This is a genomic window from Pseudoclavibacter sp. RFBJ3, from assembly GCF_002931375.1.
Taxonomy (GTDB): Bacteria; Actinomycetota; Actinomycetes; order Actinomycetales; family Microbacteriaceae; genus Pseudoclavibacter.
Window position 1 is genome coordinate 41,083 of record NZ_PSXZ01000003.1, and the last position, 13,968, is coordinate 55,050.

Here is a 13,968-nt window from a genome sequence, read left to right on the forward strand (position 1 = left end):
TGAGCTCCAGGAGGCCGAATGATCGCGTTCCTGGCTATCTTCCTCGGCGCGAGCATCCTCATTCCGGTGCTCCACAGGTGGCTCCGGAACGTGACGTTCCTCGTCGCCGCCGCCATCCCCGCCGTCGCCTTCGTCTGGACCGCGCTGCTCGGTCCGCGCATCCTGAGTGGCGAGGTGCTCGTCGAGAGCATCCCCTGGATCCCGCAGATCGACATCGCCATCGCCATGCGGATGGACGTGCTCGCCTGGGTCATGACGCTCATCGTCACGGGAATCGGCTCGCTGGTGCTCGTCTACTGCGGCCGCTACTTCAAGCCGGACGAGCCCGACATCGGCCGCTTCGCCGCGGTGCTGCTCGCCTTCGCCGGCGTCATGTTCGGCCTCGTGCTCGCCGACGACATCTATCTCCTCTTCATCTTCTGGGAAGCGACGAGCGTGCTCTCCTTCCTGCTCATCGGGCACTACTCGTCGAAGCGCGCGAGCCGCGGTGCCGCGATGCAGGCGCTGCTCGTGACGACGCTCGGCGGCCTCGCCATGCTCGTCGGCCTCGTCATGCTGCACGCCTCGACCGGCACGTCGCTGCTGTCCGGGATCATCGCGAACCCGCCCGAGTTCGACGGCTTCACCATCACGGCCATCATGCTCGTGCTCGCGGGCGCCGTCACGAAGTCGGCCCTCGCGCCGTTCCACTTCTGGCTCCCCGCCGCGATGGCCGCGCCCACCCCGGTGAGCGCGTACCTGCACGCCGCGGCCATGGTGAAGGCCGGCATCTACCTCATCGCGCGCCTCGCACCCGGCTACGCGGAGATGCCCGGCTGGCGCGAGGTGCTCGTCACGATCGGCATCGCGACGATGCTCATCGGCGGGTGGCGTTCGCTGCGCCAGCACGACCTCAAGCTGATCCTCGCCTACGGCACCGTCAGCCAGCTCGGCTTCATGACCATCGTCGTCGCCTTCGGCACGCGGGACGCGGCGCTCGCGGGCCTCGCCATGGTCATCGCCCACGCGTGCTTCAAGGCCGCGCTGTTCCTCATCGTCGGCATGATCGACCACCGCACGGGAACCCGCGACATCCGCAAGCTCTCCGGCCTCGCGAAGGCCGCACCCGTGCTGTTCTGGATGACAGCGCTGGCGATCGCCGCCATGGCCGGCGTGCCCCCGATGTTCACGTTCGTGGCCAAGGAGGCCATCCTCACGGCCCTCCTCGAGGCGGGCGAGGCAGGCAACATGTGGGGCTGGGTCGCACTTGTCGGCGTCATCATCGGCACCGTGTTCACGGTCGCCTACTCGGCCCGCTTCCTCTACGGCGCCTTCGCGTCGAAGCCCGAGGTCGAGCGCGTGCGCTACGTGCCAGAGCACCTCGACTTCATGTTCTCCCCGCTCATCCTCGTCGCCGCCTCGCTCGGCCTCGGCTTCGCCTCCGGCCTCGTCGACCCCGTGCTCGCGATGTACGCGGACACGCTGCCGGAGATGCCGGGCGCCAAGCCGTACTACCTGGCCCTGTGGCACGGATTCGAGCCAGCGCTGTTCATCACCATCGGCACCTTCATCCTCGGTGGCCTGCTCTTCCTCTGGCGGGCGCCCGTCGCCCGCGCCCAGGCGAAAGTGCCGCCGCTCATCGAGTCGTCGCGCGGCTACTGGACCACGATGCGCGTCGTCGACGTCATCGCCGCCCGCACCACCGCGACCACCCAGCGCGGCTCGCTGCCCTTCTACCTCGCGTCGATCTTCATCATGTTCGTCGTCGCCTCCGTCTTCACGCTCGTCACGATGGACACCCCGGTGCCCGCGTTCGAGACCGAGATCCGCTGGCAGGAGATCGCGATCATCCTGATCATGATCCTCGCCGCGTTCTTCGTGACGAGCTCGGAGAAGCGCTTCCAGGGCGTCATCCTCGTGGGCGTCACCGGCTACGGCATGGCGGGGCTCTTCGCGCTCTCCGGCGCCCCGGACCTCGCGATCACGCAGGCGCTCATCGAGACCATCACGCTCGTCGTGTTCGTGCTCGTGCTGCGCCGGCTCCCGGCACGCCACGGCAAGGCGCTCAAGAACCCGCCGTCGTGGCTGCGCTGGCTCATCGGCGGCTCCGTCGGGATCGTCATGGCCATCGTCGCCTGGATCGCGCTCGCCTCCCGCCAGGCTTCCCCCGACTCGCTGTTCTTCCCCGAGTTCGCCTTCAAGGGCGGGCACGGCTCGAACATCGTCAACGTCACGCTCGTCGACATCCGCGGCTGGGACACGATGGGGGAGCTCTCCGTCCTCATCGCCGCCGCCACGGGCGTCGCGAGCCTCGTCTACCTCAACAACCGCGGCCGCTCGCGGGTGGACGCCGCCCGCGGCCCGCGCTTCCTGCGCGCCTCCCGCCCCGTCACCGAGCCCATCGACCTCGCGGCCGTGAGCGCCGCCGGCCAGAAGCTCGGCAAGGCAGACAAGCTGCAGGGGGAGCGCCGCAAGGTCTGGCTCATCGCCGGGAAGTCGCTCGCCCCGAACAACCGCTCGATCATCCTCGAGGTCGTCGTGCGGCTCGTGTTCCACGCGCTGCTCATCGCGTCCCTCTTCCTCCTCTTCACCGGTCACAACACCCCGGGTGGCGGTTTCGCGGGCGGCGCCGTCGCGAGCCTCGCGCTCGCCGCGCGCTACCTGGCCGGCGGTAGGGCCGAGCTCGATGAGGCAGTGAAGGTGGATGCGGGTCGGCTGCTCGGCATCGGGTTCCTGCTCGCGACGCTCACGGCGCTCGTGCCGATCTTCTTCGGCCAGGCGCCCTTCACCTCCTCGTGGATCGACCAGGACATCCCCGGCATCGGCCAGTTCGTCTTCGTCACGTCGACCGTCTTCGACATCGGCGTCTACCTCATCGTCATCGCGCTGGTCATCGACATCCTGCGCTCCCTCGGTTCGGAGATCGACCTGCAGATCGAACAGGATGCGTCCCCGGACTCCGACTCGGCTGCCGAGCACGACGGTCTCCAGGGCGAGACCCCGGACGGTGGCGAGACGGGCTACAACACGGGGGCGCTCGCCCGCGTCAACGAAGAGGTCGAAGCCGTTCAGTCAGATATCGAACCCGTCGAATCCGAGGAGGTGACCCGCTCATGACCCTGTCCCTCGTGCTCCTCGTCGGCATGGCCGCGCTCTACACGTGCGGCGTCTACCTGCTCCTCGAGCGCAGCCTCACGCGCATGCTCCTCGGGATCCTGCTCGTCGGCAACGCCACGAACATCCTGCTCTTCTTCATGTCGGGCAGCTTCGGCCTCGCCCCCATCTACGACCCTGATGTCGCGCCGGAGGACTACTCCGACCCGATCCCACAGGCGTTCATCCTCACGGCCATCGTCATCACCTTCGGCGTGACGGCCTTCATGCTCGCCCTCATCTACCGCTCGTGGCGCCTGGCGCAGGCCGACACCGTGAGCGACGACGAAGAGGACATCGCGATGCGCACGGCCGACCTGTCTCAGGACGACGAGGAGTTCGACGAGGACGACTCGGGCGACACGGAGTTCGGGGAGTACGCGGAAGCGGCGGTCTCGACCGCCCGCATCACCATGGGCGGGGGGCCGAAACCCGGCTCGGGCAAGGACAGCTTCGCCGAGGCATCGCTCAAGGCCACCGAGCCGAGCAACCGGCACGAGGAGCTCGAGGAGTTCCGGGCCGGCGAGCAGGATGCGGAAGCCGAGCAGGGCTCGCAGCCCGACGGTGCTCGCGAGGTCGGACTCGACTCCGGCACCGACGACCACGCCGAACCGCACGACGACGCAGGGAGGGGGGACCGCTCATGACCTGGCTCGTTCCCCTCATCGTGCTCGTGCCGCTCATCGGAGCGGCCCTCACGCTGACCGCGGCTCGCGCGGCTCGCCTCCAGATCTTCCTGGCCCAGGCAACGCTCGTGCTCGCACTCGTCGTGAGCATCGGCCTGCTCGTAGCCGTCAACACCTCGGGTGAGGCGCTCGTCGTGCAGGGCGGCGGCTGGCTCGCCCCCTTCGGCATCTCGCTGGTCGTCGACCAGCTGTCGGCGATGCTCGTGCTCGTCACGAGCATCGTGCTGCTCGCCGTCATGGCGTTCTCCATCGGACAGGGCGCAGCGGACGGCGACGACGAGACGCCCGTCTCCATCTTCTACCCCACCTACCTCGTGCTGGCGGCAGGCGTCTACAACGCGTTCATCGCCGGCGACCTCTTCAACATGTTCGTGGGCTTCGAGATCCTCCTCGTGTCGAGCTTCGTGCTCATCACGCTCGGCGGCACGACGGAGCGCATCAAGGCGGGCGTGACGTACATCGTCGTCAGCCTCGTGTCCTCGTTCATCTTCCTCGGCTCGATCGCCCTCATCTACGGCGCAGTCGGCACCGTGAACTTCGCGGAGATCGCCGTGCGGATGGCCGAGCTGCCGCAGGACGTGCAGCTCATGCTGCACATGCCGCTCCTCATCGCGTTCGCCATCAAGGCGGCGCTCTTCCCACTGTCCTTCTGGCTGCCGGACTCGTACCCGTCGGCGCCAGCACCGGTGACGGCCGTGTTCGCGGGCCTGCTCACCAAGGTGGGCGTGTACGCCATCCTGCGCACCGAGACCCTGCTGTTCTGGGACAACGACATCTCCGTGCTGCTCATGGTCATAGCGCTGCTGACGATGGTCGTCGGCATCCTCGGCGCCGTGGCGCAGGCGGGCATCCGACGAATGCTGTCGTTCACGCTCGTCAGCCACATCGGCTACATGATCTTCGGCGTCGCGCTCGGCACGGAGCTCGGTGACGCCGCGACGGTGTTCTACATCGTCCACCACATCATCGTGCAGACGGCGCTGTTCCTCGTCACGGGTCTCATCGAGCGCATCGCGGGCTCGTCCTCGCTCACGCACCTGGGCGGGATGCTCAAGCGCGCGCCGTTCGTGGCGGTGCTGTTCTTCATCCCGATGCTCAACCTCGGCGGCATCCCGCCGTTCTCGGGCTTCATCGGCAAGGTCGGCCTCTTCACCGCTGGCGCGGCGGAGGGCAGCGTGCTCAGCTACGTGCTCATCGGCGCGGGTGCCGTGACGAGCCTCCTGACGCTCTACGCCCTCATCCGCGTCTGGAACCTCGGCTTCTGGCGCACGCAGGAGCAGGTCGTCGACTTCTCGTCGCCCATGACGGAGCGCATCTCCGACACCCCCGAGTCCGCCGTCGTGACCGAGACGAAGTCCTCGTCGCGCCTCATGACGATCGCGACGACCACCATGGTCGCCGTGAGCGTCGCCATCACGGTCTTCGCCGGCCCCATCTACGAATGGTCCGAGACGGCCGCGTTCGACCTGGTACCCGCCGAGTACATCAGCTCGGTCTCCAACGGGGAGGTGCTCAAGCCATGAAGGTGAAAGACGTCAGCGCCCGCAAGCCGAGGCGCCACGCCATCCTCGTCCAGCTGCCGCTGCTGCTCGCGCTCGTCGCGTTCTGGCTGGTGCTGTGGGGGCACGTCGACGTCATCAGCGTCGTCACCGGGATCATCTTCTCGGTCATCATCGTCGAGGTCTTCTACCTGCCGGCGGTCGACCTCTCGGGTCGCATCAACCTGTGGTGGAGTCTCGTCTTCTTCGTGAAGTTCCTCTACCGCCTCGTGAGCGCATCCCTCATCGTCGCGTGGCTCGCGTTCCGGCCCGCGAAGCCGCCACTCGGCTCCGTGGTCTCGGTGCAGCTGCGCACGCGCAGCGACTTCGTGCTCACCCTCACCGCCGAGGTGAACATGCTCATCCCCGGCTCCATGGTCGTCGAGGTCGACCGGATGCACTCCGTGCTGTACCTGCACGTGCTCGATGCCTCCACCGACGAGGCCGTCGAGTCCGTCAAGGCGCTCGCGCTCGACGTCGAGGAGGGCCTCGCGCTCGCCCTGGGCACACGCGACGACCTCTGGCGAGTCAACCGCGACCGGGTGCGCCGCGGCCTCGGCCCCATCGGCCAGTCGCCAGCGCAGAAGAAGCACGAGGGCATCCGCGACAAGCAGTTCGCGCACGACATGCCCGTCTTCGTCGAGGGCGCGGCGGGCAGCCGCTCAACGGCTCCGGAGGGGAACAAGTGATGGTCGTCGACGTGCTCGTCTGGATCTTCGGCACGATGTTCGCGGTCGCCGCGCTGCTCGCGGTGATCCGCATCATCCGCGGCCCCTCCATCATCGACCGCATGGTCGCGTCCGACGCGCTCCTCACGATCCTCATCTGCGTGCTCGTCGCCGACATGATCATCCGCGGACACACGGACACCCTCCCGCTGGTCCTCGCGCTCGCGATGACCGCATTCATCGCCTCGGTCGCAGTGGCCAGGCACGTCACCAGGCAGGAGGCGAACGCCAGTGAGCGCTTCTGACCCGCTTCTCGCATCCGGGGGGCTCCTCACCGAGGGGCCACTCGAGATCCTCGACGTCATCTCCCTCGTCTGCCTCGGCCTCGGCGCGCTGCTGTCGCTCGCCGCGGGCGTCGGCCTCATGCGCTTCTCCGACGTGCTCATGCGCATGCACGCGCAGACGAAGCCGCAGATCGCCGGGCTCATGTTCCTGCTCATCGGCCTCGCCGTCCAGCAGACGCACCTGCCGACGATCCTGTTCCTCATCCCGATCATGTTCTTCCAGATGCTGACGACCCCGGCGGGTGCGACGATGCTCGCGCGAGCCGGCTACCGCAGCAGGCAGTTCGACAACGTGCCCCTGTACGCCGACGAGCTCGCGGCCGCCGTCGAAAGCGCGCAGCGCCGCACGGACGACGAACTGACTCGGGCGCACGCCGTCCGGACCGGCCAGCCGGAACGAGAGCCGGCACCCGAGCACGAGGGCCTCGGGCACGGCGAGAAGTAGCCTGTCGCGACGGCACTGCCCGGCCGTCGCCGCGGCGTAGAATGGCGGGCATGCCTGAGCCAGAAATCGACATCAAGCCACGCAGTCGGGTCGTCACCGACGGCATCGAAGCCACCACGTCGCGCGGCATGCTCCGCGCCGTGGGCATGGGCGACGAGGACTGGGACAAGCCGCAGATCGGCATCGCGTCCTCGTGGAACGAGATCACCCCCTGCAACCTCTCCCTCAACCGCCTCGCGCAGGGCGCGAAGGAGGGCGTGCACTCGGGCGGCGGCTACCCGCTGCAGTTCGGCACCGTCTCCGTCTCCGACGGCATTTCGATGGGCCACGAGGGCATGCACTTCTCGCTCGTCTCGCGCGAGGTCATCGCCGACTCCGTCGAGACCGTCGTCATGGCCGAGCGCCTCGACGGCACGGTCCTGCTCGCGGGATGCGACAAGTCGATCCCCGGGATGCTCATGGCTTCCGCACGCCTCGACCTCTCGAGCGTCTTCCTCTACGCGGGGTCCATCGCGCCGGGCTGGGTGAAGCTCTCGGACGGCACCGAGAAGGACATCACGATCATCGACTCCTTCGAGGCGGTCGGCGCCACGAAGGCCGGCAAGATGTCCGAGTCCGACCTGAAGCGCATCGAATGCGCCTTCGCGCCAGGCGAGGGCGCCTGCGGTGGCATGTACACGGCCAACACGATGGCCTCCGTCGCCGAGGCCCTCGGCCTCAGCCTGCCGGGCTCGGCGGCCCCCGCATCGGCCGACCGCCGCCGCGACGCGTTCGCCCACCGCTCCGGCGAGGCAGTGGTCAACCTGCTCCGCCAGGGCATCACGACGGGCGACATCCTCACGAAGGAGGCCTTCGAGAACGCGATCGCGATCGCGATGGCACTCGGCGGATCGACCAACGTCGTGCTCCACCTCCTCGCGATCGCCCGCGAGGCGCAGGTCGACGTCACCCTGCACGACTTCAACCGCATCGGCGACAAGGTTCCCCACATCGCCGACATGAAGCCCTTCGGTAAGTACGTCATGAACGACGTCGACCGCCACGGCGGCATCCCCGTCGTCATGAAGGCGCTCCTCGACGAGGGCCTCATGCACGGCGACGCGCTCACGGTGACGGGCAAGACGCTCGCCGAGAACCTCCGCGACCTCAATCCCGACCCCGTCGACGGCGACGTCGTGCACACGGTCAGCAACCCCATCCACGCGACCGGCGGCATCACGGTGCTGCACGGCTCCCTCGCTCCCGAGGGCGCGGTCGTCAAGACGGCCGGCTTCGACGCGGACGTCTTCGAGGGGCCAGCGCGTGTCTTCGAGCGCGAGCGCGGCGCGATGGATGCCCTCACGAACGGCGAGATCGAAGCGGGCGACGTCATCGTCATCCGCTACGAAGGCCCGAAGGGCGGACCGGGCATGCGCGAGATGCTCGCCATCACGGCGGCCATCAAGGGCGCAGGTCTCGGCAAGGATGTACTACTCTTGACGGACGGACGATTCTCAGGCGGCACAACCGGCCTGTGCATCGGCCACATTGCACCGGAAGCGGTCGACCAAGGTCCTATCGCTTTCGTCCGCAGTGGAGATCTGATTCGGGTCGACATCGCGGCTCGCTCGATCGACCTACTCGTCGACGAAGCTGAGCTCGCCTCCCGCCGAGAAGGCTGGGAACCGCTCCCTCCGAAGTTCACGCGCGGCGTGCTTGCGAAATACTCGAAGCTCGTTCGCAGCGCGTCCGAGGGCGCGACCACGGGCTAGCCCTCAGGGCTGGCCCTCATCGACCGCGCTCGACTCATCGAGTACGAAGAAGAACGGATCTCATGACGCAGGAAACTGCCGCCCGCATCGCCGCGGCGTCACCACCCTCCGCTGGGCACGAGCCCGAGATGCTGACCGGAGCCCAGGCTGTCGTCCGCACCCTCGAGAACCTCGGGGTCACGGACGTCTTCGGACTGCCGGGTGGCGCCATCATCGAGGTGTACGACCCACTCCTCGACAGCACCAAGCTCCGCCACATCCTGGTTCGCCACGAGCAGGGCGCCGGCCACGCCGCCGAGGGCTACGCCTCGGCGAGCGGCCGCACCGGCGTCTGCATCGCGACGAGCGGCCCAGGCGCCACGAACCTCGTCACCGCGATCGCCGACGCCTACATGGACTCGGTGCCGCTGCTCGCCATCACCGGCCAGGTGTTCTCGCACCTCATGGGAACGGACGCCTTCCAGGAGGCCGACATCATCGGCATCACCATGCCGGTGACGAAGCACAGCATCCTCGTCCGCACGCCGGAGGAGATCCCGGCGGCCATCGCCGCGGCGTACCACATCGCGTCGACCGGTCGCCCCGGGCCAGTGCTCGTCGACATCACGAAGGACGCGCAGCAGAAGAAGGCGCCGTACGTCTGGCCGGTGAAGCTCGACCTGCCCGGCTACCGCCCGGTCCTGAAGGCGCACGGCAAGCAGATCCTCGCCGCGGCGCAGCTCATCGCGCAGGCCAAGAAGCCCGTCTTCTACCTCGGTGGCGGTATCGTCCGCTCCGGTGCATCCGCCGAAGTGCAGCGCCTCGTCGAGAAGACCGGTGCGCCGGCCGTCACGACGCTCATGGCACGCGGCGCGTTCCCCGACTCGCACCCGCAGATGCTCGGCATGCCCGGCATGCACGGCACGGTGCCCGCCGTGCTCTCGCTGCAGGAAGCAGACCTGCTCATCACGATCGGCGCCCGCTTCGACGACCGAGTGACCGGCAAGTCGGCGCTCTTCGCGCCGAACGCCAAGGTCATCCACGTCGACATCGACCCCGCCGAGATCTCCAAGATCCGCACGGCCGACGTGCCGATCGTGGGCGACGCGCGCGAGGTCGCCATCGACCTCCTCGCCGCCGTCACCGACCACGCTCCCGCGGAGGCCTCGCGCCTCGAAGAGTGGTGGACCTACCTCAACGGCCTCAAGGCGGAATTCCCGCTCGGCTTCACCGAGCCGAGCGACGGCCTCCTCTCGCCGCAGCGCATCATCCAGCGCATCAGCGAGCTCACCGGGCCCGAAGCCATCTACGCGGCGGGCGTCGGCCAGCACCAGATGTGGGCGGCGCAGTTCGTCAAGTACGAGCGCCCCAACGCGTGGCTCAACTCCGGCGGCGCCGGCACCATGGGCTACGCCATCCCAGCTGCGATGGGCGCCAAGGTCGCCGAACCGCACCGCACGGTGTGGGCGATCGACGGCGACGGATGCTTCCAGATGACCAACCAGGAACTCGCGACCTGCGCGATCAACGACATCCCCATCAAGGTCGCGATCATCAACAACTCGTCGCTCGGCATGGTGCGACAGTGGCAGACGCTCTTCTACGACGGACGCCACTCGAACACCGACCTCAACACGGGGCACGAGACGGTCCGCATCCCCGACTTCGTGAAGCTCGCCGACGCCTACGGGGCGCTCGGCATCCGCGTCACGAAGGAGGAGGAGATCGACGCCGCGATCAAGCTCGCACTCGAGACCAACGACCGCAGCGTCGTCATCGACTTCGTCGTGAGCGCCGACGCCATGGTGTGGCCGATGGTGCCGCAGGGCGTCTCGAACAGCTTCGTCCAGTACGCCAAGGAACACAGCCCGACCTTCGAGGGGGAGTAGAACATGTCGAAGCACGTACTTTCCCTCCTCGTCGAGGACAAGCCGGGCCTCCTGACGCGCGTCGCCGGGCTGTTCGCCCGCCGAGGCTTCAACATCGAGTCGCTCGCCGTCGGAACGAGCGAGGTCGAAGGGCTCTCGCGCATCACGGTCGTCGTGGACGTCGAGGAGTTCCCGCTCGAGCAGGTGACCAAGCAGCTCAACAAGCTCATCAACGTCATCAAGATCGTCGAGCTCGAATACGACGCCTCCGTGCAGCGCGAGCACCTCCTCGTGAAGGTCAAGGTCGATGCGACGACGCGCTCGCAGGTCATCGAAGCCGTCAACCTGTTCCGGGCCCGCGTCGTCGACGTGGCGACGGATGCGCTTGTCATCGAGACCACGGGCGACACGGGCAAGGTGCAGGCATTCCTGCGCGTGCTCGAGCCGTACGGCATCCGCGAGATCGTCCAGTCGGGCCTCGTGGCCGTCGGGCGCGGCGCCAAATCCATGACCGAGCGGGTCGCGCGCTGACCCTCGCGTCGCGCGCATCCGCTCAGCACCACCCAAACGCCAGAACGCCAACAATCAAGGAGCACACAAGTGGCTGAAATCCTGTATGACACCGACGCAGACCTGAGCATCATCCAGAGCAAGAAGGTAGCCGTCGTCGGCTACGGCTCGCAGGGCCACGCCCACGCGCAGAACCTTCGCGACTCCGGCGTCGAGGTCAAGATCGGCCTGAAGGACGGCTCCAAGTCGGCCCCCAAGGCCCAGGAAGATGGCTTCGAGGTCCTCAACGTTGCGGATGCAGCTGAGTGGGCCGACGTCATCATGATCCTCGCCCCCGACCAGCACCAGCGCTCCATCTACACGGACAGCGTCAAGGACAAGCTCACCGAGGGCAAGACGCTCGCGTTCGCCCACGGCTTCAACATCCGCTTCGGCTACATCGACGCCCCCGACGGCGTCGACGTGATCCTCGTCGCCCCGAAGGCCCCCGGCCACACGGTGCGCCGCGAGTTCGTCGCGGGCCGCGGCATCCCGGACATCATCGCCGTCGAGAACGACGCGTCGGGCACCGCCTGGGCGACCGCGCTCTCCTACGCCGCCGCCATCGGCGGAACCCGTGCAGGCGTCATCAAGACGACCTTCACGGAGGAGACCGAGACCGACCTCTTCGGCGAGCAGGCTGTGCTCTGCGGCGGCACGTCGCAGCTCATCCAGTACGGCTTCGAGACGCTCACCGAGGCTGGCTACCAGCCCGAGATCGCCTACTTCGAGGTGCTCCACGAGCTGAAGCTCATCGTCGACCTCATCTGGGAGGGCGGCATCGCCAAGCAGCGCTGGTCGGTCTCCGACACGGCGGAGTTCGGCGACTACGTCTCCGGCCCGCGCGTCATCGACCCGAGCGTCAAGGAGAACATGCAGGCCGTTCTCGCCGACATCCAGTCCGGCGCCTTCGCGAAGCGCTTCATCGACGACCAGGACAACGGCGGCGTCGAGTTCGCCGAGTTCCGCAAGAAGGGCGAGTCGCACCCCATCGAGAAGACCGGCCAGGAGCTGCGCAAGCTCTTCGCCTGGAAGCAGACCGACAGCGACTACGTCGACGGACAGGTCGCGCGCTAAGCGTCACCAGCCGTCCGCAGTCCTGAACTGCACGGGGCCGGCCCAGAGCATCCGCTCGGGGCCGGCCCTTCTGCGCGTGCCAGGGGCCGCATGTTACGGCGGCGCGGGCCGCTGGCGCGCCCCGCGATAGGATCGGTTCGGCCTGCGCCCGCAGACTCCCTGTCTCCACTGGAGGATTCTTCACGTGTCAAAGCCCGTCGTTCTGCTTGCCGAGCAGCTTTCCCCCGCAACCGTGGATGCGCTCGGTCCCGACTTCGAAGTCCGCCAGGTCGACGGCACCGACCGTCCCGCGCTCCTCGAGGCACTCGCCGAGGCCAACGCCATCCTGGTGCGCAGCGCGACCCAGGTCGACGCCGAGGCGATTGCCGCAGCCCCGAACCTGAAGATCATCGCGCGCGCCGGCGTCGGCCTCGACAACGTCGACACGCCAGCCGCCACGAAGGCCGGGGTCATGGTCGTCAACGCGCCCACCTCGAACATCACGTCGGCCGCCGAGCTCGCGGTCGGCCACATCATCTCGCTCGCTCGCCACATCCCGAACGCCAACGCGTCGATGAAGGCCGGCGACTGGAAGCGCTCGAAGTACACAGGTGTCGAGCTGTTCGAGAAGACCGTCGGCATCGTCGGCCTCGGCCGCATCGGCACGCTCGTCGTCGACCGCCTCAAGGGCTTCGGCGTGACGCTCGTCGCCTACGACCCCTACGTGACGCCCGCCCGCGCCTCCCAGCTGGGCGTGCAGCTCCTCAGCCTCGAAGAGCTCATGGCGCAGTCCGACTTCATCACCATCCACATCCCGCGCACCCCCGAGACGACGGGGCTCATCGGCGACGCGGAGTTCGCGCTCGCCAAGCCCGAGCTGCGCATCGTGAACTGCTCACGCGGCGGCATCATCGACGAGAACGCGCTCCGCGACGCCCTCGAATCAGGCAAGATCGCCGGCGCCGCCCTCGACGTGTTCGTCACCGAGCCGCCGTCGAACCGCGACCTCCTCGACCAGCCGAACCTGCAGCTCACGCCGCACCTGGGCGCATCCACCGACGAGGCCCAGGAGAAGGCCGGCGTCTCGGTTGCCCGCTCCGTGCGCCTCGCGCTCGCCGGCGAGCTCGTGCCCGACGCGGTGAACGTCGCCGGCGGCGTCATCGACGAGTACGTGCGCCCCGGCATCCCGCTCATGGAGAAGCTCGGCCAGTTCCTGCAGGGCCTCATCGGCGCCTCCCCGGTGGCGTTCGACATCGAGGTGCACGGCGAGCTCGCACGCTACGAGATCAAGGCGCTGCGTCTCGCCGCGCTCAAGGGCTTCTTCACGAACATGGTGACCGAGCAGGTCTCCTACGTGAACGCGCCGCTCCTCGCGGAGGAGCGCGGCCTCGAGGTTCGCATGAACGCGGATGAGGACAGCGACGAGTACCGCAACGTGCTTACCCTCCGCGCGACGCTCAGCGACGGCAAGACGGTCTCCGTCTCCGGCACGCTCACCGGCCCGAAGCAGATCGAGAAGCTCGTGGGCATCAACGGGTACAGCATCGAGGTGCCGCTCGCGAACCACCACCTCGTGATGGTCTACAGCGACCGCCCCGGCGTCGTCGCCGTCTACGGTGCCGCGCTCGGCGACGCCGGTGTGAACATCGCCGGCATGCAGATCGCACGCGACGAAGAGGGCGGCCAGGCCCTCTCCGTGCTCACGATCGACGAGCCCGCGAGCGACGAGCTGCTCGCGAAGCTGCGCGACGCGATCGGCGCCTCCGAGCTGCACGAGATCGACATCATCGAGAGCTAGCACTTCCAGCGGCGGCCTGCCGCCCCGGCGAACGCTGCCTGCGTCTTCACCCCCTGCGAGAGCTCGCCGGGGGTGAAGACGCAGGCAGCGTTTTCGGTCAGTGGCCGTCGTGGCCAGCTTGCGGGATGGATGCCGCCCGGTGGGGCCCGGTGGA

11 protein-coding genes are annotated in these 13,968 nt (G+C 68.1%); all 11 read left to right on the forward strand.

Features of this window, described 5'->3' with window-relative positions; genetic code table 11:
- The first annotated feature begins 18 nt into the window (after positions 1-18).
- The gene (locus C5E07_RS02585) at positions 19-3,096 is read left to right on the forward strand and encodes a Na+/H+ antiporter subunit A (RefSeq protein WP_104298330.1); all 3,078 of its coding nucleotides are present in this window, start codon (positions 19-21) and stop codon (positions 3,094-3,096) included.
- The gene (locus C5E07_RS02590; RefSeq protein WP_219820114.1) at positions 3,093-3,779 is read left to right on the forward strand and encodes a Na(+)/H(+) antiporter subunit C; all 687 of its coding nucleotides are present in this window, start codon (positions 3,093-3,095) and stop codon (positions 3,777-3,779) included. The genes C5E07_RS02585 and C5E07_RS02590 overlap by 4 nt, the downstream gene beginning before the upstream one ends.
- Positions 3,776-5,341, forward strand: a complete 1,566-nt coding sequence (locus tag C5E07_RS02595) for a Na+/H+ antiporter subunit D (protein ID WP_104240422.1) — start codon at positions 3,776-3,778, stop codon at positions 5,339-5,341. Before C5E07_RS02590 ends, C5E07_RS02595 begins: the two co-directional genes overlap by 4 nt.
- Complete coding sequence (locus tag C5E07_RS02600; RefSeq protein ID WP_104298331.1) at positions 5,338-6,045, forward strand: Na+/H+ antiporter subunit E; 708 nt, start codon at positions 5,338-5,340, stop codon at positions 6,043-6,045. The genes C5E07_RS02595 and C5E07_RS02600 overlap by 4 nt, the downstream gene beginning before the upstream one ends.
- Positions 6,045-6,329, forward strand: a complete 285-nt coding sequence (locus C5E07_RS02605; protein WP_104240424.1) for a monovalent cation/H+ antiporter complex subunit F — start codon at positions 6,045-6,047, stop codon at positions 6,327-6,329. Before C5E07_RS02600 ends, C5E07_RS02605 begins: the two co-directional genes overlap by 1 nt.
- The gene (gene mnhG, locus C5E07_RS02610; protein ID WP_104298332.1) at positions 6,316-6,813 is read left to right on the forward strand and encodes a monovalent cation/H(+) antiporter subunit G; all 498 of its coding nucleotides are present in this window, start codon (positions 6,316-6,318) and stop codon (positions 6,811-6,813) included. Before C5E07_RS02605 ends, mnhG begins: the two co-directional genes overlap by 14 nt.
- A gap of 50 nt (positions 6,814-6,863) precedes the next feature.
- Complete coding sequence (ilvD, locus tag C5E07_RS02615; protein WP_104240426.1) at positions 6,864-8,564, forward strand: dihydroxy-acid dehydratase; 1,701 nt, start codon at positions 6,864-6,866, stop codon at positions 8,562-8,564.
- Between the two features lie 62 nt (positions 8,565-8,626).
- Positions 8,627-10,432 (forward strand): acetolactate synthase large subunit, encoded by a 1,806-nt coding sequence (locus tag C5E07_RS02620; RefSeq protein ID WP_104240427.1) that lies wholly within the window; start codon positions 8,627-8,629, stop codon positions 10,430-10,432.
- A 3-nt stretch (positions 10,433-10,435) separates the two neighbouring features.
- Positions 10,436-10,942: an acetolactate synthase small subunit gene (gene ilvN, locus C5E07_RS02625; protein WP_104240428.1), complete on the forward strand. Its 507-nt coding sequence runs from the start codon at positions 10,436-10,438 to the stop codon at positions 10,940-10,942.
- A 69-nt stretch (positions 10,943-11,011) separates the two neighbouring features.
- Positions 11,012-12,037: a ketol-acid reductoisomerase gene (gene ilvC, locus C5E07_RS02630; protein WP_104298333.1), complete on the forward strand. Its 1,026-nt coding sequence runs from the start codon at positions 11,012-11,014 to the stop codon at positions 12,035-12,037.
- 184 nt (positions 12,038-12,221) lie between these two features.
- The gene (serA, locus tag C5E07_RS02635) at positions 12,222-13,814 is read left to right on the forward strand and encodes a phosphoglycerate dehydrogenase (protein WP_104298334.1); all 1,593 of its coding nucleotides are present in this window, start codon (positions 12,222-12,224) and stop codon (positions 13,812-13,814) included.
- Positions 13,815-13,968: the final 154 nt, after the last annotated feature.